Raw genomic sequence first — 20,656 nt, forward strand, 5'->3', positions numbered from 1 at the left:
AGTTTTTTGCACCGCTTATCTTTATGCTTTTAGTTATAAGCAGCTCTTTTTACTTGGTTTAAATTTTTAAATGATAGAATCTTGATTTCTATTATTAAAATTACGGAGAACTCGTGAGAAAGCTACTTTGGCTAAATCCTGTTGTAAAAAATATGTATGACTTCTCTGCATTAAAAGAGCTTTTGCAGAATAAGGGCTTTAACATAGTAGAGTGCGAAAAAGATCATGTTTGTGATGTCAAAAATTCATATAAAAATTTATGCTCTAAAGGCATGGTTTTAGACAGTCGCTGTCCAAGAGCTGTAAATTTTATAAGATCAAATTTCAAAGAATTTTTAAACAATATTTCAAGCTTAAATCCCATTTTAATAGAAAGCGCCATCGAGCTTAGCTCAAATCTAAAAGAAAATGAGTGGCTTTATATAACAACGCCTTGTGAGGACTTGGCTGAGCTTGGAAATTCTTTAAAGCTAGAGCGAACTACATTTTTAACATGGAAAAAATTTAAAGAGCTAAACGACATAAATTTACAAATAAGCAAAATAGAATCAAGTCCGATCCCGCCTGGATTTTTTGAAAATTTAGGCATAAAAACACTAAGCTTATGCAGTAAAGAAAAGATACAAAACGCATTTTCATATAAATTTAGCGAGCTTAAAAACTATCATATCATCGAGCTTTTATACTGTGAAAATGGCTGTCACAATGGAGATGGGCTGTGATAGAAATTTTTAAAAAGAGCGTTTTGATCCTAGTGATCTTTGCTCTCTGGCAGGTCGTTTGCGAGCTAGAAATTTTCACGCCCTATATCTTGCCAAGTCCTATTACGACACTTAAAACGATGTTTGACATGAGCTTAAGCGGCGAGCTAATAACGCATGTGATGATTAGCTTTAAGCGTATATTTGTTGGTTATATTTTGGCTTTTGTTTTGGCATTCATTTTTGGCGGAGTGGCGGCGCTATTTCCAAAAGCTAGCATTTATTATGAGTGGATACTGGAGTTTTTTAGAAATGTTCCGCCACTTAGCCTTATTGCTATTTTGGTGCTTTGGTTTGGTATAAACGAAACTCCAAAAATCATTATTATCATCCTAGCATCGTTTTTCCCAATGTTTTTAAGCATTTCAAAAGGGCTAACTAGCTGCGATGTGAAGCTTATTGAAGTTGGTAAAATTTTTTGTTTTAGTAAATTTGAAATTTTTTACAAAATCATCCTAAAAAATGCCATAAAGGATATTTTTGTAGGTATGCGCATAGGTTTTGGCTACGCTATGCGAGCGATTGTGGGAGCGGAGATGATCGCAGCTTCTAGCGGACTAGGCTATCTTATACTGGACGCAGAGGAGCTTTCACGCGCAGATAGGATATTTGTTGGCATTTTTACGATTGGAATTTGCGGTGTGCTCATAGATAGGATATTTTTGTTTTTGATATCTAAATTTAGCCTTTTACGAGGCGAAAAATGATAGAAATTTTAAATTTATCAAAGCATTTTTTTATTAATGACAAGCGCATTGATGTTTTAAAAGAGCTAAATTTAACTATAAAAAAAGATAAGATCACCGTTATACTTGGCAGAAGTGGATGCGGTAAAACTACGCTTTTAAGGCTTATTGCTGGACTTGAGGGTGTAAGTCTAGGCGAGATAAAATTTAAAGAGCAAGCAAAGATCGGTTTTGTATTTCAAGAGCCTAGGCTCATGCCTTTTTTAAATGTCTATGAAAATATCGTATTTGCGCTTAAAAAGCATGAGATAGACGAGGTAAAGATAGATAGACTCATATCAATGATAGGACTTAATGACTTTAAATTCGCCGCTGTTTCGCAGCTATCTGGCGGCATGAGCTCACGCGTTTCTCTTGCAAGAGTGCTAGCATATGAAGCAAATTTGATCCTTATGGATGAGCCATTTGCGGCACTTGATGCTTTTACGAGAGCCAGCATGCAGGCTGAAATTTTAAAGCTTCAAGCTGGTAAAACCATCATTTTTGTCACTCATAATGTCGATGAAGCCCTATATTTAGCAGATGAGATAATTTTGCTTGAAAAAGGTGGGATGAAATCAAGCTATGATCTATCAAATCTAGCTAAGCCAAGAGATTTGCTTTGCGATGAACTAATAAATTTAAAGCGTAAAATTTTGAGTGAAATTTAGCATTTTATAAAATGATAATTAAAACCAAAACGAAGCAAAAAGTTATATAATTTGGAAAATTTTTAAAGGAGCAAATATGAGAAAGTTTTTTAAGATTTTGTGTGCAGCCTCTTTGCTTTGTCTAGTCGCAAACGCAAGTGAGCTAGATAAGATCGGCATGACCTACGTCAAATCGCCGCTAAACGTCCCCTCAATCGTCGATAAATTTAAGGGCTTTTATGTTAAATCTTTTGGCATACCAGTTGAGTACTCTGAGATAACATCAGGTGCAAAGCAGACTCAAGCTCTAGCTTCAAATTCGCTCCAGTTTCTAAACTGCGTGGGCGGAACTTCAGTCATACTTGCCGCGGCAAACAAAGCTGACATAAAGATCATAAGTGCCTATTCAAGAGCACCTGAAGCTTTTGCGATATTTGCTAAAAATAAAGGCATAAAAACCGCTAAAGACTTAAAAGGTAAAAAAATAGCAGGGCCAAAAGGTACGATATTAAATGAGCTTTTGGTTAGGTATCTTGCTCTTGGCGGTCTAAGCATAAATGACGTAGAGTTCGTTTCTATGGGCATCCCAGCTGCACAAGCTGCACTTGAAAATGGTAGCGTCGATGCAGCACTTCTTGCTGGACCAGCTGCTTATAATGCTAAAAAATCAGGACTTAGTGTCGTAACAACAGGCAAGGGCGTCATCACTCCAGTCATCGTCACTGCCACAAGCGGAGAATTTTACAAAAAGCATAAAGATCTAGTTGAAAAATTTAAAAAGGCCCAAGATGAAATTTTGGCTTTTATGAAAGCAAATGAGGAAGAGGCATTAAAATTTACAGCTGAAGAGACCGGGCTTAGCATAGAGGCGGTAAAGAGTATGTATCCGCAGTATGACTTTAGTCCAAAGATCACGCCTGAAGATATAAAAGCACTTGAGGCTACGCAAGAATTTATGCTTGAGAGCAAGATGATCGAGCAAAAAGTAGATATAAAATCGCTTCTAATAGATTAAACAAAAAGGGCGAAATTTGCCCTTTTATCCTAAAACTTATAATCAAAAATTTACTAAATTTTAGCTCAAATATTTAAAAACTAAAGCTGACTAGGCGTATCAAAAAGGTTTACATTACAAAGCAAAATTAGCGCTAAGCAAAAATATAGCCATTATTTTTTGCATTTTTATTTTGCTATAATAGCCCAAAAATTTAATAGGAAAAAGATATGATCCCATTTAGCGATGAAGAACTTTTAAAACCAGTCAGTGCGAGTTTGCAAAAGGTATTACCGATGCTTGAAAATGATGGCGGTGGCATGGAGCTACTTGGCATAAAAAACGGCAAAATTTATGTAAGACTTACAGGGCATTGTCATGGATGTGCAGCTAGCACAACTACACTAAAATATGGACTCGAAAGACAACTTCGTATGGATATTCACCCAGAGCTTGAGGTCGTAAATATCCCGATTGGCGAGGAATTTGACATTGATAGATTATAAAAAAATAGGCATTAAACACTTCAAACGTTCTAAATTTAAAGAAGCGATCTTTTACTTCTCTCTAGCTTACGAAAAGACACAGGATAAAAATTTACTATTTTTGATACAAATTTGCTCCCTTGGCGAGAAAAATGCAGAGGAAGCAAAACTTTTATTTGACTATTTTATGGATAAACTAAGAGCTGGCGAAGATGATGAAGGAATGGATGAAATTTTAAAAATTTTAGAATCAAGATTGGCTAGTGATGAGTATTTTGAAGAGCAAGATGCGATCAGCTATGAGGATTTTAAAAAGGCTGTTTATAAGGATGGGAGCTTCAAAAAAGTCTTTGAAAACATCATGTTCTCAACCAAGGTCATGATCTCAAACAAAGATGATTTTTTAGAATTTTTAGGAAATTTGATAAAAAATGACTTTATCGAAATGAGTATAAACTATCTTGAGAGTGCGGCGGTGATGTTTGGCGGTGATGAGCGCATAGATCAGCTTTTTAAAGAGATACAAAAAAGACAAAACGATGAAAATATCAGTAGAAAATAGCTTCATAACAGATGACTCAAACGAGTGCGAAGAGGGCTCATTTTTCGTGCAAACTGCTGCAAACGCAAAATTTGCGGAGGTAGCGGTAAAAAATGGCGCTAAGATAATCAGCCTTGAAGAGTGCAAGAAACTTTTAAAAATCGATGAAAACTTAAAGATAGTTGGCATCACAGGTACAAATGGCAAGACCACAACGGCTGCTGCTATCTATGAGACTTTGCGAAATTTAGGTAAAAAATGCGGCCTAAGTGGCACAAGAGGGGCATTTATAGAGGGCAAGCAGATAGATGGCAAGGCGCTTACGACGAGTGCTATTTTAAAGACTCTTTCATACCTCAAAGCAGCCAGCGAGCAAGGCTGCGAGCACTTCGTGATGGAGGTTAGCTCGCATGCGATCGCTCAAAAGCGTATAGAGAGCTTGAAATTTGCTCTTAAAATTTTTACAAATTTGACTCAAGACCACCTCGACTACCACAAGAGCATGGAGGAGTATGCTAGGGTAAAGTCGAGCTTTTTTGATGATGATTGCATGAAGCTTATAAATGCTGATGATAATGGCATTAAATTTAACCCAAAAAACGCTTATACGTATTCGCTCAAAAAGCCAGCCAGCTTTGCGCCGGTAGTTTATGGGCTAAAGGACGGCATAGACGCGGTTATCAAGACGCCAAATGGCGATGTGGAGATAGACTCAAGCTTGCAAGGCGAGTTTAATCTTTACAACCTAATTGCAGCTCTTGGCGCCGTTTGCCTGCTAGAGCGACCAGACGCAGCCGCACTTTCAAAGGCGATAAGTAAATTTAAAGGTGTGAGCGGTAGGATGGAGGTCGTTAGCACCGATCCGCTAGTCATTGTGGACTTTGCTCATACTCCAGATGGCATAGAAAAGGTGCTAAACTCGCTTAGACATCTAAATTTGATCGCAGTCTTTGGTGCAGGCGGCGACAGAGATAGGACAAAACGCCCTAAAATGGGAGCAATAGCCCAAAAATACGCAAGAATTTGCATAGTCACTAGTGACAATCCAAGAAGCGAAGAGCCAGAGAGCATAATCGATGAAATTTGCGCTGGTATGAGCCAAAATGAAAATTTGATACGAAACGTCAATCGCAAAGAAGCGATCGCACTGGCTATCAGCAAGCTAGAACCCGGCTGGGCGCTTGTCATACTTGGCAAAGGCGACGAGCCATATCAGGAGATAAAGGGCGTCAAGCACCCATTTAGCGACAAAGAAGTAGTAAAAGAGCTTTTAAAGAGGTAAAAATGAATATAGAAATTTTAGCTAGTAAGATCCACAGAGCCGTCGTAACAGACGCAAATTTAAACTATGTTGGCTCGATCAGCATCGGCGAGGAGCTTATAAAGGCTGCAAATTTGATAGAAAATCAAAAGGTTGAAATTTTAGACGTGAATAACGGCGAGAGATTTGCCACCTACGTGATAAAGGGCAAAAAAGGCGAAATTTGCCTAAACGGCGCAGCTGCTAGAAAGGTCTGCGTAGGAGACGTGGTCATCATCGTGGCTTACGCTAGCATGAAATTTAAAAAGGCTAAGAAATTTAAGCCAACCATCGTGCACGTAAATAACAAAAACGAGATCATAAAGGAGTAGGCGATGTTTGAGGGATTTGACTTTTCAAAGATGGGGCAGATGCTCGAGGATGTGCAAAAGCAGGCCAAGCAGATGGAAGAAGAGAGCAAAAATAAAGAATTTGGTGCAAAAAGCGGCGGCGGACTGGTAAGCGTGAGAGCTAACGGTAGCGGCGAGATACTTGATATCAGCATAGATGATAGCTTGCTTGAAGATAAAGAGAGCATGCAAATTTTGCTAATAAGCGCCGTAAATGACGTGCTAAAATCAGTTGAGGCTGATAAGAAGAACACCGCTTCAAGGATGCTTGGTGGCCTTGCTTCGATGGGGATAAAATGAGACTAAAATATAAATTTGCCCTTGCTTTTTTGCTATCAGCGCTTTGCCTAAACGCCGATCCTAGGCCTACACAAGAGGACTTTAACGCCTGCTTTGAAAAGAACAAAAACTCAATCGTCTCAGTAAATAAACACTTTGGCGTGGCTATCACTAAAAATTTGATTGCAGTGCCAAAAAGCGAGGGAGCTCCGCTTGGCGAATATGTCAAATTTGACCCATATTTGCAGCTTTTCTTAGTGCGCTCTAGCAAAGAGTTAAGCCCTGTTGTGATGGCTGATGAGACCAACGAGGAACGCATTAAAAAGAGCACTTGGGTTGGCATCTTAAATGACGCAAACAACACCGTCATGGGCCACATCAAGTCTTTAGGGCAAAATTTAGGCGACTTTGATACGCTAAGCTTCGAGTATAACGCGACTGGCGAGATAAATACCCCTTGCTGCAAGATGATAGGCATAGCTGTTGGAGCTGATAAATTTATACCAAATCGTTATCTAAAGCACTTTGTATCTTATGATGACGTCTATTACGGTGATATCGGCGTGAAATTTTTACAAAAAGAGGATAAATTTTTTGTAGGTCTTGTCGATCCTTTGGGCCGTGGCAAGATGATGATGGTTGATGACGAGCTAGTTAGTGTAAATGGCATCAAGCCAAAGAGCTTAAGAGAGCTGAATGAGATGGTACTTTTTGCTCCAAAGGGCGCAAAGCTTGACATCATCGTGAAGCGCGATAAGCAAGAAATGCTCTTTCAAGTGCCAGTAAGTGGGGATGTGAAATTTAACCAAAGTCTCGATGTAGACGCCCCTTCAAGCCTTGACATACCAAATTTTAATATCATGCCAAAAGAGCCACAAACAATGCTTGATGATAAGATTTTGGTGGATTATGGTATCACGGTGGATAAAAATTTAGTCGTTACCAAGGTCGAGCCAAAGTCAAATGCAGAAATTTTTGGCATCAAGACCGGCGATAAAATTTTGGGTTTTGATAAACAAAGCGTGAGTAGCCGTGAAGAGCTTTTAGAGAAGCTTGGTGAATTAAAAAAATTTACGCTTCTATTTACTAGAAATGACTTTCAGTTTTTTGCAAGAGTACCAAAATGAGCATACTTGAGGACTTTGTAAAATTTCTAAACGCAAATTTGCCAAAGGCGCCTAGCTTTCACCCTTATTATGAGGAGGCGCTTGGCGTTATGCTAAAGGCTGGGGGCAAGCACTTTAGGGCGCTTTTGCTTCTTGGCGTGGTGGAAAGTGTGGATAAAAGCCTCACGCAAAAGGCCATGAGAGCGGCTTTGGGTCTTGAGATGATGCATACATACTCGCTCATTCATGATGATTTACCTTCGATGGATAACGCAAGCCTTAGGCGTGGCACACCAACGCTTCACGTCACATACGACGAGACGACTGCCATACTTGCAGGAGATGCGCTAAATACGCATGCTTTTTATGAAATTTCACACGCTGATCTGAGTGCTGAAACACGTATAAAATGCGTGGAAATTTTAAGCGAGAATGCTGGCGTTAGCGGTATGGTGCTAGGTCAGGCGCTTGATTGTTTTTTTGAAAATACAAACAAAGAGGACATCAAAAGAGCAAAGGCTAAATTTGGTCTCTCTGGCAAGATGCTAAACCTTGATGAGCTAGTATTTTTACACATCCACAAAACCGCAAAGCTGATCGCTGCTAGCCTAAAAATGGGTGCTGTGATAGTAAATTTAGACGAAATAGAGTGCGAGAAAATTTATGATATCGGACTAAAGCTCGGCCTTGCTTTTCAGATACAAGACGACATCATCGATCTTACAAGCGACGAGGCGGCCGCTGGAAAGCCTGTGCATAACGACCTAGCTAAAAACTCATTTACAAATTTACTTGGTCTATCTGGTGCAAAAAAGAAAAAAGATGAGCTAATTAGCGAGATAGAAGAGGCGCTAAAACAGGTAGATGCAAGCATTGCAAAGATGATCTTAGAGCTTACAGACAAGCACTTAAGATAAGCGCGTAAATTTCGTAAATTTATATCACTTTTTAGACATTTTGGGCAAAAACGCAAGGCAAGTTTTAATCACTTTTTTGTATAATCTGACGCAATAAAAAGGAGATCATATGCTAAAAAAACAAGCCGATACTATAAGATTTTTGTGCGCTGACATGGTGCAAAACGCTAACAGCGGACACCCAGGTGCGCCTATGGGTTTAGCTGATATTATGGTGGTTTTAAGCAACTTTTTAAAACACAATCCAAAAAATCCAAAATGGCTAAATAGAGATAGGTTGGTTTTTAGCGGTGGTCACGCATCAAGTTTGGTTTATAGCTTCTTGCACTTAAGCGGCTACGATTTAAGCCTTGACGAGCTTAAAAATTTTCGCCAACTTGGCTCAAACACTCCAGGACACCCAGAAATTCACACTCCAGGCGTTGAGGTTGCTACTGGCCCACTTGGTCAAGGCGTAGCAAATGCAGTTGGCCTAGCCATGGCAGAAAAATACGCTGCAAACGTGCTAAATGAGCCGGACAATAAAATAATCGATCATAAAATTTACTGCCTTTGCGGCGACGGCGATCTTGAAGAGGGTATAAGCTACGAGGCATGTTCTGTAGCTGGAAATTTAAGACTAGACAACCTTGTGCTCATTTACGACTCAAACAACATCACGATCGAGGGCGACACAGCAATATCATTTAGCGAGGATGTCAAAGCCAGGTTTGAGGCGCAGGGCTGGGAGGTCGCGCGCATCGATGGACACGACTACGATCAGATCGAATTTGCACTAGAGCAGGCAAACGAGAAAGAGTCGCCATATCTCATCATCGCAAACACACGTATAGCACGCGGTGCAATGGAGCTTGAAGGCTCACACCACAGCCACGGCGCGCCACTTGGCGAAGAGATCATCAAAAAGGCGAAGGCTGCAGCTGGCTTTGATCCTGAGAAGAAATTTGCCATTGATGAGGACGTGCTTTTAAGATTTAGAGGTGCAGTTGAAAAGGGCGATCTAGAAGAGGCGATGTGGAACAAAAAGGTTGAGGCGCTAAGCATTGAAGGCAAAAATTTACTAAACTCGCTTCTTAATCCAGACTTTAGTAAGATCGAATTTCCAGACTTTAGCGACAAAAAGCTAGCCACAAGAGATACAAATCATGTCATTTTAAATGAGATAGCTAAAAAACTACCTGGCTTTATCGGCGGCAGCGCTGACTTAGCTCCTTCAAATAAGACTGAGCTAAAGGGTATGGGCGACTTTCCAAATGGCAAAAATATCCACTACGGCATCAGAGAACACGCCATGGCAGCTATCAACAACGGTATCTCAAGATACGGCCTTTTCTTGCCATTTTCAGCAACATTTTTTATTTTCAGCGACTATCTAAAACCAAGTGCGAGGATAGCAGCGCTCATGGGTATCAAGCACTTTTTTGTCTTCACGCACGATAGCATCGGCGTTGGCGAAGATGGTCCGACGCACCAGCCTATCGAGCAGCTTAGCACATTTAGAGCGATGCCAAATTTCTATACTTTCCGCCCAGCTGATGGCAACGAAAATGCAGCCAGCTGGCAAGTCGCTCTAAATTTAAACGCTCCAAGTGCCTTTGTGCTTAGCCGTCAAGGGCTTGATCCGCTTGCAAAAGGCGAATTTGGCGAGGTGAGTAACGGCGCATATCTTTTAAGCTCGTCAAAAGATGCGAAGATAACATTTATAGCAAGTGGTAGCGAGGTATCACTCTGTGTAAAAGCAGCTGAAATTCTTGGCGAACAAGGCATTGGTGCAAACATCGTGTCAGCTCCTTGTTTTGACCTACTTTGCGAGCAGCCAGATGAGTATGTGGCTAAAATTTTAGACAAAAATACAACCATCATCGCAGTTGAAGCTGCAACTGGCTATGAGTGGTATAAATTTGCTGACGCAGTTTATGGCATGAATAGCTTTGGCGCTAGTGGCAAGGCTAACGAGCTATTTGATCACTTTGGATTTACTCCGCAAAAACTTGCAAATTTTGCTAGCGAACTTATATAAATTTAATCTTGGGGAGTAAAATCCCCAACTGCAATCTAAAATCAAAAAAAGGCATTTTATGGAAATTTCTCACGTTATTGTTTTGGCTTTGGTGCAAGGTATAAGCGAGTTTTTGCCGATATCTAGCTCGGCTCATCTTATCTTGGTGCCAAAGCTACTTGGCTGGCCAGATCAAGGTCTTGCTTTTGACGTGGCAGTGCACGTTGGTACGCTAAGTGCGATACTTTTTTATTTTAAAGATACGATTTTTAAGCTACTTCGTGACTTTTTTGCCTCGATCGCACAAAGAAAGATGGTAGGCGATAGCTTGCTTGTCTGGTGCGTGGGATTTGCTACCATTCCAGTTGGGATCTTTGGGCTTTTATTTAACAACATTATCGAAGAATACGCAAGAAGCGGCGTTGTGATCGCTATTACTACGATCGTCTTTGGCATAGCGCTTTACTTTGCAGATCTTCGCTCGACAAATAAAAGCGAATATGAAATGACCATAAAATTTGCACTTATTATCGGCCTTGCTCAAGCTGTGGCACTCATCCCTGGCGTCTCAAGATCAGGCATAACGATGACAGCAGCACTTTTTTTAGGATTTAGCCACAAGGGTAGTGCAAATTTCTCATTTTTGATGTCGATCCCAGTCATCATCCTAGCTGGTGGGCTTGAGAGTATCAAACTTATAAAAGATCCAAATGCGCTTCCTTGGAGCGATATCGCCCTTGGAGTCATCATAAGTGCAGTTAGTGCTTATTTTTGTGTTAAGCTATTTATGGGTATCATCTCAAGAATCAGGATGCTTCCTTTTGTCATCTACCGCTTGATCTTGGGAACATTTTTACTTTATCTATTTTTGTGATTTTAAAGCTTTAAAAAGTAAAAGCCAAGTGTGGAGAAATTTTTCACACTTGGCAAGAATATTTAGCGTGAGTATCTTTCAAGAAAAATTTCAAGATAAGCTTGATAATTTAATCCTCTTTTTTATCTTTTTTAATAACATTTAACAGATCTTTTGCAGCTTGGTAAGCCCTATCTCCAAATTTCTTAGCTTCTGATTTGATGTCAATTTGTTTGATGTCTTCAAATTTTTCATTGGCTTTTTTCTCAAGATTAGCGATCTCTTGTTTGATCTCTTCGATTTTGTCATTTGTATCAAAATTTAGCTTTAGCTTTTTACTCTTGTCATTTAGCTCTTGCTTTAAGGCTTCAAATTTATTATTTGCCTCGCTCATAAGCTTTGCCATGCCGTTTGACTTTAGCTCTTCTATCCTTGAAATGATCTGCTCTCTTGCTTGATCGCTAATACGTTTAAATTTTGCTAGGTTTGTATCTAGCTCGCTATTTATAACGTTTTCGATCTCGTTTCTTGCTACACCTTCAAATTCCTTTTCAAGTTCTCTAAGCAAGGCTATAAATTCTTCATCAATATTTTTTAAATTTAGTAGCTGCGAGTTTAGCCTAAGCTCATCTGGAGCAAATTTCGCCTCATCTTTAAGTTTTTCTATAGCCCTTAAAATACCATCTCTTGTGCCACTTATCGCCCCATTTATCAACTCTTTTGCAAAGATATGACCCTCGTCTGCTAAATTTGCTGCTGCTATGATGATGTTTTTTGAAATTTCAAGTATTCGCTCTTTGCTAAACTCTCCTCCAATGATCGCAACATAAGTCATATTTTTAGCTATTGCACCAGCTGTTTCCTCGACATCTTTCGCACCTTCAAGAGTTGTCAAAAATGCGATTTGAGCACTCTCTTTTCAGATACCAAGAAGCCTTGTTTCTCTAATGATCGCATTGTTTAAAAGCTCTAAAATTTCCTCTTTTTCACTAAAATTTCTATCTTTTACGACCTCTTCAGCTGCTTCAAATGAAATTTTGAGCCTATTTTTTATCTCTTCACGTTTTGCTTCTATTGCACGATTTAGCTCATCTTTTTTATCAAGTAGCTCGTAAAGTGCCTTTTCTTCAGCACCGACAATGGCTTGATTTATTCCCTCCATGGCACTTTTTAGATTTTTTGCATTTATGAGATCTTCTTTGTTCATTTTGTCATAAAGCTCATTCATTTTAGCCTTTAAAATTTCTGGCAAAGCATTTATATCTTTGTTTGCAGCATCTTGAAAGAAGTTATTGCAAAGAGCTTTTATGCTTATTAATAAGCCATCGCTGCTTTTATAATCATGTAAATTTTGTTCTAAATTATTCATATCTTTTACCTTATAAAACGTATTTTGCTTCGTGTTTTAGTGCAGAAAATATCTCTAGCCTCTCTTCTTCGCTCAAAACTAGCACGGCTAAGTCATAGCTTGCGTACTTTTTATCTTTGCTAAATTTTGAAAAGACTAGCTTAAATTCTCTATCTTTTACTATCTCTTTTACCTTTTCTTCTACATTGACATCTGCATCAAATATTATTTTGTATTCCCAATGCGTTGGGTAATCAATTTTTACTTTTTTGTTATTTAGATCGCATATACTCGCCACTTTTTCCTCCTGTTTTACTCTCTAACACGATATTACTTATTTCCATGCTTTTATCTATAGCTTTTACCATATCATAAATGGTTAAAAGTCCCACGCTAACGCCAGTTAGTGCCTCCATCTCAACACCTGTTTTGCCCTCTATTTTTACACTCACATAGAGCTTAAAAGCACAAATTTCAGGTAGCTCTTCAATATCACAATCCACACCTAAAATAGCTAGTGGATGGCACATCGGGATTAGTTCACTTGTCTTTTTTGCACCCATTATCGCAGCAACGACAGCTGTTTGAATGACTGGACCTTTTTTGCCGGTATTTTCTTTTATCGCTCTAAAGGCCTCTTTGCTCATTTTGATGATCCCGCTAGCAGTTGCTATTCTTTTTGTAGGATCTTTTGGGCTCACATCGACCATTTTTGGACGATCTTTTTCATCTAAATGCGTTAGCATTATCTCTCCTTTTTTGGCGGATTATAGCCTATTTAAACAAATTTAAATTACCAATGGCTTTAAGCTAAAAATATATCAAATGTATAAAATTTAGCTTTTTACTTAAATACTAAAGATTTCTCATTGCTTAATATAATTATCTAATTTAAATAATTTTCTTAAGAAATAATTCAAATTTAAATTTTTGTTCAAATTAGCACTAAAAATAAGTGATTCAATAGATAATAAATTTTATTAAAGCCATATTAGTATTGATTAAATCATAATGTCTATATAATGTAAATAATAAAATTTAAAAAAAATTATTGAAATTTTTCTTTAAAAGCTTAAAAAAATAAATTAATCGCTAATTTGCTTTTAAGAGTTAAGTATGTATAGTTTTTTACTTATTAAATTTATGATGAAAGTGCCTTGGATCATGAGATTTCTGCTTTGTATAAGTTTGTTTTTGATAACAGCTTTTGCCCAGCAATTAGGCTGCTTTATTAATGAAAGCAACCAAAGCATTGTTTTTATAAAAGATGGACAGATTAAAAATTTGGATCTAAAAGATACGATTTATAAAAATCAAGAGTGCGGAAATGATGGAGAATCCTTTTATATCGCAAATTTAAACAATGAGATTATCGAGGTGGCAAATGAGAGAAATTTCTTATTTGCCATGCCAAATGTCGGCTGTAAAATTTCACAAATTGTGGCAATTAAAAATAAAATTTACGTAGCTTGCGATATGGCAAATGAAGTCAGCATAGGCGTTTTTGATAAAAATCTAAATAAACTTTTAACTAAAAATTATAAAGATGTTTATAAAATTTCAAGCCTTTTGCCAATTGATGATGAACTATTTTTTACGAGCTTTAATGGCAAAGCATTTTTGCTTGATAAAGAGCTTAATTTAAAAGAGAAAAAGCGTGTTGGCTTTGCTCCGCTTAGCGCCTGTAAATTTAAGGGGAATGATATTTTGCTTGGCTTTAGAGATGGAGAAATTTTAGATTTTAAAAGTGGAATCAAAAAGCAAGTTTTAAAATCTAAAATTTCAGCTCTTGCGTGTATGGAGGATGAAATTTTTATAGGTGATGGGGATGGAGTAGTCTATAAATTTGACAAAGATCTTAAGCTAAAAGGACAAAAGGCTCTTTTTAGCAATGAGATAAAAAGAATTTTTATAGATAAAGGCGTCTTAAATGGCGTAAATTTAGACAATGAGATAAAGAGTTTAGAGATAAATTCATTTTAAAAAGGAGAGTAAATGCAAAAGTTATTTTGTGTCGCAAGTGCTGCGTTGCTTGGGCTATCTTTAACGACTGCTTGTGCTGCTAGTAGTGACCTTGAAAAAGTCATGAAAGAGCGCGGGCTAAGCGAAAAAGATGTCCTTGCAGCTGCTAAAACTTATCAGCCTAGCGGTAAAAAAGATGATTTCATCGTCTTTTCATCTGGCGGGCAAAGCGGTCAAGTGCTAGTTTATGGCGTTCCGTCGATGAGAATTTATAAATACATCGGCGTTTTCACGCCAGAGCCTTGGCAAGGATATGGCTATGACAATGAGTCAAAAGCTGTTTTGAAACAAGGCAACATTAGGGGCAAAGAGATAACATGGGGCGATACACACCACCCAAATTTCAGTGAGAAAAATGGTGAGTATGTTGGTGATTATCTATTTATCAACGATAAAGCTAACCCAAGAATCGCAGTTATAAATTTGCATGACTTTGAGACAACTCAAATCGTTGTAAACCCTATCATGAAGAGTGAGCACGGCGGTAGCTTCATCACTCCAAATAGCGAGTATGTTATCGAAGCTAGCCAATATGCAGCTCCGCTTGATAACAACTATCACTCAATAGACGACTATGAAGCAGTCTATAGAGGCGCTGTAACTTTTTGGAAATTTGACTATCCAAAAGGCAAGATCGATGAGAAAGAGTCATTTTCTCTTGAGCTCCCACCATACTGGCAAGATTTAAGTGATGCTGGTAAAGGCGAAAGCTACGGCTGGGGCTTTACAAACTCAATAAATACTGAGATGTATACTGGCGGTATCGAAAAAGGTCTTCCTCCATTTGAAGCAGGTGCAAGTAGAAATGACACTGACTTCTTACACGTTTATAACTGGAAAATTTTAGAAAAACTTGTTCAAGACAAGAAAAACTACAAAGTTATAAATGGTCACAAGGTAGTTACAATAGACGCTGCTGTAAAAGCAGGTGCACTATTTTTGATCCCAGAGTCAAAGAGCCCACATGGTTGTGACGTAAGCCCAGATGGTAGATACATCATTATTGGCGGTAAGCTTGATACTCACGCATCAGTTTATGACTTTAGAAAGATCAAAGAGCTAATTGATAAAAAAGAGTATGCTGGCACTGACCCATACGGAATTCCTATCTTAGATAGAGAAAAGTCAATGCACGGACAAGTCGAACTTGGCCTTGGACCACTGCATACATCATTTGACTCACAAGATGGTGTACTTTATACTTCACTTTATGTTGATAGTCAAATCGTAAAATGGGACTATAAAAATTTAAAAGTGCTTGATAAGATAAATGTTCACTACAATATCGGCCACCTTGATACAATGGAAGGCAAATCAGCAAAACCAGTTGGCAAATATGCAATCGCACTTGATAAACTTTCAATCGATCGCTTTAGCCCAGTTGGCCCACTTCATCCACAAAATCACCAGCTAATAGATATCACTGGTGCAAAAATGGATCTAATCTATGATATGCCAATCCCACTTGGCGAGCCACACGATGTTGTTTCAATAGCTGCTAGCAAACTAGCTCCAGCGCTTACTTACAATATGGGCACAAACTCAAGAACGGGCGAGGCTAGCCCATATGCAACTCTAGCTGGTCAAGAAAGAGTTGAGAGAAATGGCAAAAATGTAACCGTCTATGCGACAATGATCAGAAGCCACATCAACCCAGAGCACATCGAAGTAAATAAAGGTGATAATGTAACAATTCACTTAACAAACCTAGAGCGCGCTCAAGATGAGACTCACGGATTTGGTATCGACCTTTACAACATTCACGCTTCACTAGAGCCTGGCAAAACTGCTTCAGTAAATTTTGTAGCTGATATGGAAGGTGTCTTCCCATACTACTGCACCGAGTTTTGTTCAGCACTTCACCTAGAGATGATGGGTTATTTACTTGTTAAAGATCCAAGTAAAAAATATGAATCTGCAAAAAATAACAAGCTAAAAACTCTAAGCCCAGAAGCTTTAAAAGCTGAATACGACAAAGTAATCGCAACTAATAAGGCAACTGATGATGTTATCCAAGAGGTTGTTAAATACCTAAAAGAGAAACATTATGAGAAATATCCAAAAGTAAAAGCTTTGGTTGATGACGCACTTGATCAATACGGCCACATCAAAGAGGTAAAAGCTAAAGCTGACGAAGCTTACAAAAAAGGTGACGTAAACGGCGCTATCCTTTGGGAGTACCAAGTATGGCAATACATGGTTAAAACAGCTGACGTTGGCTTAAGAGCTAAAAATAACCTAGCTAAAGAGATCGCAACTCCGATGAGCCCAGCTGCTGCAAAAGGTGAAGAGGCTTATCTAAAAGGCGGATGTAATGGTTGCCACGTTATCGGTCAAGTAAGCTCAGGTCCAGACCTAACAGGCGTTTTACTAAGACATGAAAATGGCGAAAAATGGGTAGCAGAATTTATCAAAGATCCTGCTAAGTTCTATAATGACGACTACATTAAATCAATGATTGATTACTTTAATCTTAGAATGCCAAATCAGCATATGAGTGATGAAGAGATCAAAAATATCATCGAATACCTAAAATGGGTAGATGAAAACGCTGGTATGTAGTTTTTAAAGGGGCATTTTGCCCCTTTTTAAATTTTAAAATTTTATTTTTAGCAGATGAAATTTTAAAATTTAAAGGAGAGATCATGAGTAAATATAAAATTTATACCATTGTTGCACTTGTCTTAATGACTGTTTGTTTTACTTTGCCTGTTCTTGGTTGGCACGGAGCAAAAGAGCGTATAGCTGATGGTGATGAACTACCATCTTATACCTACGGCATCTATAATCTTTTTAGCTCATTTCAGTATAAAAATCACCTTTTATCAAGAGATGTAGCAAGCGATCTTCATAAGATGATCGAACAAAAAGCAGAGATAGGTACGCCATCTTTTCCTATCTGGTACGTCTCTCTTGAAGCTCCAAATTATCCAAAATCAGCCTTTCCTGATGGAATTCCTGTATATTTTCACGTAGATGGATATAGTGGTGACGTGCATGAGATGAATACGATAAATCACTACATCGGTATGTATCCTATGGAGCATGGCGGAAATTTAGAGCGAGCGATAGCGCCTTATTATTTGCTTATTTCAACACTTTGCATGCTTGCATTTTTGTATTACAATGGCAAATTCAACTCACTTCTTATGGTTCCAACGATTATTGCGCCTGTACTATTTATGAGCGCATTTGCAGGATGGCTTTACTGGTATGGACACAACATGCAAGAGTGGGGCGCATTTAAGATTAAACCATTTATGCCAACAGTTCTAGGCGATGGTAGCGTTGCACAATTTACAACTCACTCTTATCCAAGTATCGGATTTTGGGTGATGATTGCTATGAGCGTATTTTGCATACTTGCAGTATTTTCAAAGAAAAAAGAGCTAAATGCGTAAAATTTTTATTTTTGCCCTTGCTTTCTTGCCTATTTTTAGCTCTGCAAATATACTTCAAGATGCAATAAATAACGCTAGCCCTGGCGATGTTATAAAGCTAGGGGACGGTATCTATGAAGGAAGCATAACTATAAATAAGCCGCTTAGTATCGTTGGTGAGGGCAAAAACGCTCACATAAAAGGAAATGGTAAAGGTACAGTTGTAAAGATTATTGCCTCAAATGTTACGCTTAGAAATTTAAAGATAAGCGGTAGCGGAAATGACCTTGGTGAGCTAGACGCTGGCATTGGCTGTGATAAAGCAAATAATGTCTTGATTACGCAAAATGACTTGAGTGATGTACTTTTTGGGATTGATTTTAAAGAGTGCAGTAGCTCAAAGATCACTGAAAATAACATCACTTCTAAAAAAGGGGCCAGTCTTGGCTTTAGAGGTGATGCGGTTAGACTTTGGTATAGCCATGAAAATTTAATCGAAGGCAATTATATTTATGATAGCCGCGATATGGTTGCATGGTATGCAAGTCACAATAAATTTTTAAAAAATAAAGCGATCCGCGGTAGATACTCGCTTCATTTTATGTATGCGAATCAAAATTTAGTCGAAAACAATGATTTTATTGGCAATGCAGTCGGTATGTTTTTTATGTATTCGGCTGGCTCAAATATAAAAAATAATCTTGTTATGGATAGTGATGGCGCTTTTGGTATTGGTATTGGTCTAAAAGATGTTTCAAATTTTACTATCGAAAACAATACACTTATCTATAATGCAAGAGGAATTTTGCTTGACAACTCTCCGTTTCAGCCAGGCTCAACGATAAATTTCTTAGGCAATAAAATTTTACACAACGTAGTTGGCGTATATTTTCACGCCACTCAGGGGACAAGCATATTTGAAAATAATGATTTTATAGGCAATATGGATATCGTTGCGAACGACACTCCAGGCGATAAAATGGCATTAAATCAGTGGAGTAAAAATTATTATGATGAGTATGAGAGCTTTGATAGAGATAAAGATGGCTATGGCGATACGCCTTTTATGCATCTATCATATGCCGATCAGCTTTGGCAGTATTATCCGAATTTGCAGTTTTTCTATGGCTCAAGTGTCTTTAGTATCTTAAATTTTTTAGCCAAACTCGCGCCATTTTCTGAGCCAGTAAAGCTACTTGAAGATAGCACGCCAAGGATAAAACCACTTGATGCTTCAAATTTTAACGCGTTAAAGGCAAAGCGTGGATAGAAGAAAATTTATAATTTTAGGCTCAGTCGCAGCTGCCGCAGGATATGGCATAGGTAAAATTTTGCCAAAAAGTAGCGGCGATAAACTCTATCTTAGACCACCAGGTGCGGTTGATGACTTTGATGATCTTTGTGTTAAATGCGGTCAGTGTGTGCAGGTATGCCCTTATCACAGTATAAGTTTGCTTGATATAAAAGATGGCTATTCAAATGGTACAGCATACATCGATCCTAAAAAGAGAGGTTGCTATTTATGTGATCTTTTTCCATGTGTGCTCGCCTGTCCAAGTGGTGCGTTAGATCATGCTACAAAAGTTGTTGATGATGTGAAAATGGGTATTGCTATCTTGAGTAATGCAAATGCCTGTATGTGCCTAAAAAGAGAAAAACTAAGCGAAGATAGTGTTGAAGATTTGCTTGTTCGCAAAGTTTATAACGATAGGGAAGAGGCAGAAAAAGATAAAATAAAAAGTAAAATCGGTCAAATTTGTGACCTTTGCGCCAGCATTTGCCCAGTTGGCGATAGTGCAATAGTAATGAGTGAATCAAATTTGCCGCTCATAAAGCATGGCTGTGTTGGGTGTGGGGTGTGTGCTGAGGTTTGCCCTGTAAAAATTATAAATATAGCCCCAAAAATGAGTTATGATGAAATTTATAAGGAGAAAGAATGAGATTAATAATGTCTTTAGTGGCTGCTGCTTTGCTATTTGTCGGCTGTGAAAAGAGCGATGACAAAGCGCAAAAAGCAGCCAGCGAGCAACCAATAAATGTAGCCACGAGTGCTAGCATAAAGGTTGAAAAAAAAGAAAATAATCAAAGTACAAATAAACAAAATGATTTCATAAAATACGATATGCACGGCGAAAAGAGCGTAAAATTTGGACTTGAAGATAATAACGTAAGCCGTCAAATCGGAGCTTTAGCAATGGTAAGAACCCCTCTTCAAACTATAAATTTAAGACTTATAAAGGGCAGACTTAGCAAAAATTTCATTACAAAATGCTCAGCTTGTCACGATGATTACGCAAATGGCATCATCGGGCCATCACTTTTAACAAAAAGTGAAAATGAAATTTATACAATGATAAATGCTTATAAAAATAAAGAAAAAGTCAATGTCTTAATGCGAGATCTTGTTAAAAAAATGGATGATAGTGAAATCAGAAATTTAGCTAAAGAAATCAGTGATTTTAATACACAATTTAGGAGCAAATAATGAAAGTAGGAAAGATTATAACCATTATTTTAGCGGTAGCAATTTGCGGTATCATGGTATTTATGTTAAGCCAGACTCCGCCTAAAAAAGAAAAAGTAGCAACTAATGCTCAGCCAAAAGTAGAGCAAAATTTTACAAAAGAGCAGCCAAAGTCTAGTGAAGAATTTGCCAGCGAAGATGAGCTAAAAAAGGTAAAAGAGCTAAGTCTAAGCGTGGCTAAAGTGCACAATGAAGGCGTTAGCAAGCAATATCTAACAACTTGTGCTCCGTGTCATGGCGCAAATGCAAAAGGTGTCGTAGCTCCTGATATAACGCACCTAAGTAAGGATGAATTACTTAAAAAGCTAGCTGATTATAAAGCTGGCAAGGTGCAAAACTCACTTATGAAGGGGCTACTTACAAATGTTAGTGATAGCGAGCTTGAAAGCCTTGCAGATGAAATTTCTAAATTTAAAAAGTAA

At 38.1% G+C, this 20,656-nt stretch carries 24 protein-coding genes; 20 read left to right on the forward strand and 4 right to left on the reverse strand.

Features of this window, described 5'->3' with window-relative positions; translation table 11 throughout:
• The first annotated feature begins 113 nt into the window (after positions 1 to 113).
• From F3G66_RS02520 to F3G66_RS02580, 13 genes are all read left to right on the forward strand, one after another.
• On the forward strand, positions 114 to 722 hold the full coding sequence (locus F3G66_RS02520) for a hypothetical protein (RefSeq protein ID WP_149707026.1): 609 nt from the start codon (positions 114 to 116) through the stop codon (positions 720 to 722).
• Positions 719 to 1,468, forward strand: coding sequence for an ABC transporter permease (locus tag F3G66_RS02525; RefSeq protein ID WP_149707027.1), 750 nt, complete (start codon positions 719 to 721; stop codon positions 1,466 to 1,468). The genes F3G66_RS02520 and F3G66_RS02525 overlap by 4 nt, the downstream gene beginning before the upstream one ends.
• Positions 1,465 to 2,157, forward strand: coding sequence for an ABC transporter ATP-binding protein (locus F3G66_RS02530; protein ID WP_149707028.1), 693 nt, complete (start codon positions 1,465 to 1,467; stop codon positions 2,155 to 2,157). The genes F3G66_RS02525 and F3G66_RS02530 overlap by 4 nt, the downstream gene beginning before the upstream one ends.
• A gap of 76 nt (positions 2,158 to 2,233) precedes the next feature.
• Positions 2,234 to 3,151, forward strand: coding sequence for an NrtA/SsuA/CpmA family ABC transporter substrate-binding protein (locus F3G66_RS02535; protein ID WP_149707029.1), 918 nt, complete (start codon positions 2,234 to 2,236; stop codon positions 3,149 to 3,151).
• Positions 3,152 to 3,360: 209 nt separating this feature from the next.
• Positions 3,361 to 3,636: a NifU family protein gene (locus F3G66_RS02540; RefSeq protein ID WP_021091089.1), complete on the forward strand. Its 276-nt coding sequence runs from the start codon at positions 3,361 to 3,363 to the stop codon at positions 3,634 to 3,636.
• The gene (locus tag F3G66_RS02545; RefSeq protein WP_021091130.1) at positions 3,623 to 4,177 is read left to right on the forward strand and encodes a hypothetical protein; all 555 of its coding nucleotides are present in this window, start codon (positions 3,623 to 3,625) and stop codon (positions 4,175 to 4,177) included. Before F3G66_RS02540 ends, F3G66_RS02545 begins: the two co-directional genes overlap by 14 nt.
• Entirely contained in the window at positions 4,155 to 5,438 is a 1,284-nt protein-coding gene (locus tag F3G66_RS02550; RefSeq protein WP_149707030.1) for a UDP-N-acetylmuramoyl-L-alanyl-D-glutamate--2,6-diaminopimelate ligase, read from the forward strand. Before F3G66_RS02545 ends, F3G66_RS02550 begins: the two co-directional genes overlap by 23 nt.
• Before the next feature lie 2 nt (positions 5,439 to 5,440).
• Positions 5,441 to 5,788 carry an aspartate 1-decarboxylase gene (gene panD / locus F3G66_RS02555; protein ID WP_002941539.1) on the forward strand — a complete coding sequence of 116 codons (348 nt, stop codon included), beginning with the start codon at positions 5,441 to 5,443 and terminating at the stop codon, positions 5,786 to 5,788.
• A 3-nt stretch (positions 5,789 to 5,791) separates the two neighbouring features.
• Positions 5,792 to 6,106 (forward strand): YbaB/EbfC family nucleoid-associated protein, encoded by a 315-nt coding sequence (locus tag F3G66_RS02560; protein ID WP_002941513.1) that lies wholly within the window; start codon positions 5,792 to 5,794, stop codon positions 6,104 to 6,106.
• Entirely contained in the window at positions 6,103 to 7,212 is a 1,110-nt protein-coding gene (locus F3G66_RS02565; RefSeq protein WP_149707031.1) for a DUF7488 domain-containing protein, read from the forward strand. Before F3G66_RS02560 ends, F3G66_RS02565 begins: the two co-directional genes overlap by 4 nt.
• The gene (locus tag F3G66_RS02570; RefSeq protein ID WP_149707032.1) at positions 7,209 to 8,108 is read left to right on the forward strand and encodes a polyprenyl synthetase family protein; all 900 of its coding nucleotides are present in this window, start codon (positions 7,209 to 7,211) and stop codon (positions 8,106 to 8,108) included. Before F3G66_RS02565 ends, F3G66_RS02570 begins: the two co-directional genes overlap by 4 nt.
• Positions 8,109 to 8,217: 109 nt before the next feature.
• Entirely contained in the window at positions 8,218 to 10,128 is a 1,911-nt protein-coding gene (gene tkt / locus F3G66_RS02575; protein ID WP_149707033.1) for a transketolase, read from the forward strand.
• 58 nt (positions 10,129 to 10,186) lie between these two features.
• A complete protein-coding gene (locus F3G66_RS02580; RefSeq protein WP_149707034.1) occupies positions 10,187 to 10,981 on the forward strand; it encodes an undecaprenyl-diphosphate phosphatase in 795 nt (264 codons plus the stop codon).
• 109 nt (positions 10,982 to 11,090) lie between these two features.
• Here the strand turns inward: F3G66_RS02580 and F3G66_RS09400 are convergent, their stop codons facing one another.
• The 4 genes from F3G66_RS09400 to moaC are packed head-to-tail and all read right to left on the reverse strand — an operon-like array spanning position 11,091 to position 13,057.
• Complete coding sequence (locus tag F3G66_RS09400; RefSeq protein WP_188115811.1) at positions 11,091 to 11,855, reverse strand: hypothetical protein; 765 nt, start codon at positions 11,853 to 11,855, stop codon at positions 11,091 to 11,093.
• Positions 11,856 to 11,879: 24 nt separating this feature from the next.
• The gene (locus F3G66_RS09405; RefSeq protein ID WP_188115812.1) at positions 11,880 to 12,329 is read right to left on the reverse strand and encodes a hypothetical protein; all 450 of its coding nucleotides are present in this window, start codon (positions 12,327 to 12,329) and stop codon (positions 11,880 to 11,882) included.
• Between the two features lie 10 nt (positions 12,330 to 12,339).
• The gene (locus F3G66_RS02590) at positions 12,340 to 12,606 is read right to left on the reverse strand and encodes an HP0495 family protein (protein ID WP_149707035.1); all 267 of its coding nucleotides are present in this window, start codon (positions 12,604 to 12,606) and stop codon (positions 12,340 to 12,342) included.
• On the reverse strand, positions 12,581 to 13,057 hold the full coding sequence (gene moaC / locus F3G66_RS02595; RefSeq protein WP_188115822.1) for a cyclic pyranopterin monophosphate synthase MoaC: 477 nt from the start codon (positions 13,055 to 13,057) through the stop codon (positions 12,581 to 12,583). Before moaC ends, F3G66_RS02590 begins: the two co-directional genes overlap by 26 nt.
• Positions 13,058 to 13,424: 367 nt before the next feature.
• On the opposite strand from moaC, the gene F3G66_RS02600 reads away from it, so the two are divergent.
• The 7 genes from F3G66_RS02600 (at position 13,425) to F3G66_RS02630 (ending at position 20,656) form a co-directional block, all read left to right on the forward strand.
• Positions 13,425 to 14,291 (forward strand): hypothetical protein, encoded by an 867-nt coding sequence (locus F3G66_RS02600; RefSeq protein ID WP_188115813.1) that lies wholly within the window; start codon positions 13,425 to 13,427, stop codon positions 14,289 to 14,291.
• A gap of 12 nt (positions 14,292 to 14,303) precedes the next feature.
• On the forward strand, positions 14,304 to 16,892 hold the full coding sequence (gene nosZ / locus F3G66_RS02605; protein WP_103560091.1) for a Sec-dependent nitrous-oxide reductase: 2,589 nt from the start codon (positions 14,304 to 14,306) through the stop codon (positions 16,890 to 16,892).
• An 83-nt stretch (positions 16,893 to 16,975) separates the two neighbouring features.
• Entirely contained in the window at positions 16,976 to 17,731 is a 756-nt protein-coding gene (locus F3G66_RS02610; RefSeq protein WP_149707037.1) for a cytochrome C, read from the forward strand.
• Entirely contained in the window at positions 17,724 to 18,980 is a 1,257-nt protein-coding gene (locus tag F3G66_RS02615) for a nitrous oxide reductase family maturation protein NosD (RefSeq protein WP_149707038.1), read from the forward strand. The genes F3G66_RS02610 and F3G66_RS02615 overlap by 8 nt, the downstream gene beginning before the upstream one ends.
• Entirely contained in the window at positions 18,973 to 19,650 is a 678-nt protein-coding gene (locus F3G66_RS02620; RefSeq protein ID WP_149707039.1) for a 4Fe-4S dicluster domain-containing protein, read from the forward strand. Before F3G66_RS02615 ends, F3G66_RS02620 begins: the two co-directional genes overlap by 8 nt.
• Complete coding sequence (locus tag F3G66_RS02625) at positions 19,647 to 20,195, forward strand: c-type cytochrome (protein ID WP_084109872.1); 549 nt, start codon at positions 19,647 to 19,649, stop codon at positions 20,193 to 20,195. Before F3G66_RS02620 ends, F3G66_RS02625 begins: the two co-directional genes overlap by 4 nt.
• The gene (locus F3G66_RS02630) at positions 20,195 to 20,656 is read left to right on the forward strand and encodes a c-type cytochrome (RefSeq protein ID WP_084109871.1); all 462 of its coding nucleotides are present in this window, start codon (positions 20,195 to 20,197) and stop codon (positions 20,654 to 20,656) included. The genes F3G66_RS02625 and F3G66_RS02630 overlap by 1 nt, the downstream gene beginning before the upstream one ends.

The sequence above is a fragment of the Campylobacter concisus genome (genome assembly GCF_902460665.1).
GTDB lineage: Bacteria > Campylobacterota > Campylobacteria > Campylobacterales > Campylobacteraceae > Campylobacter_A > Campylobacter_A concisus_AL.

Excerpts from the sequence above, each read along its gene's own strand:
- F3G66_RS02580 (WP_149707034.1), top strand. The coding sequence starts at position 10,187 with ATGGAAATTTCTCACGTTATTGTTTTGGCTTTGGTGCAAGGTATAAGC.
- F3G66_RS09405 (WP_188115812.1), bottom strand. The coding sequence starts at position 12,329 with ATGAATAATTTAGAACAAAATTTACATGATTATAAAAGCAGCGATGGC.
- tkt (WP_149707033.1), top strand. The coding sequence starts at position 8,218 with ATGCTAAAAAAACAAGCCGATACTATAAGATTTTTGTGCGCTGACATG.
- F3G66_RS02615 (WP_149707038.1), top strand. The coding sequence starts at position 17,724 with ATGCGTAAAATTTTTATTTTTGCCCTTGCTTTCTTGCCTATTTTTAGC.
- F3G66_RS02560 (WP_002941513.1), top strand. The coding sequence starts at position 5,792 with ATGTTTGAGGGATTTGACTTTTCAAAGATGGGGCAGATGCTCGAGGAT.
- F3G66_RS02610 (WP_149707037.1), top strand. The coding sequence starts at position 16,976 with ATGAGTAAATATAAAATTTATACCATTGTTGCACTTGTCTTAATGACT.
- F3G66_RS02540 (WP_021091089.1), top strand. The coding sequence starts at position 3,361 with ATGATCCCATTTAGCGATGAAGAACTTTTAAAACCAGTCAGTGCGAGT.
- panD (WP_002941539.1), top strand. The coding sequence starts at position 5,441 with ATGAATATAGAAATTTTAGCTAGTAAGATCCACAGAGCCGTCGTAACA.
- F3G66_RS02565 (WP_149707031.1), top strand. The coding sequence starts at position 6,103 with ATGAGACTAAAATATAAATTTGCCCTTGCTTTTTTGCTATCAGCGCTT.
- nosZ (WP_103560091.1), top strand. The coding sequence starts at position 14,304 with ATGCAAAAGTTATTTTGTGTCGCAAGTGCTGCGTTGCTTGGGCTATCT.
- F3G66_RS02625 (WP_084109872.1), top strand. The coding sequence starts at position 19,647 with ATGAGATTAATAATGTCTTTAGTGGCTGCTGCTTTGCTATTTGTCGGC.
- F3G66_RS02530 (WP_149707028.1), top strand. The coding sequence starts at position 1,465 with ATGATAGAAATTTTAAATTTATCAAAGCATTTTTTTATTAATGACAAG.
- F3G66_RS02570 (WP_149707032.1), top strand. The coding sequence starts at position 7,209 with ATGAGCATACTTGAGGACTTTGTAAAATTTCTAAACGCAAATTTGCCA.
- F3G66_RS02630 (WP_084109871.1), top strand. The coding sequence starts at position 20,195 with ATGAAAGTAGGAAAGATTATAACCATTATTTTAGCGGTAGCAATTTGC.
- F3G66_RS02600 (WP_188115813.1), top strand. The coding sequence starts at position 13,425 with ATGTATAGTTTTTTACTTATTAAATTTATGATGAAAGTGCCTTGGATC.
- F3G66_RS02535 (WP_149707029.1), top strand. The coding sequence starts at position 2,234 with ATGAGAAAGTTTTTTAAGATTTTGTGTGCAGCCTCTTTGCTTTGTCTA.
- F3G66_RS02550 (WP_149707030.1), top strand. The coding sequence starts at position 4,155 with ATGAAAATATCAGTAGAAAATAGCTTCATAACAGATGACTCAAACGAG.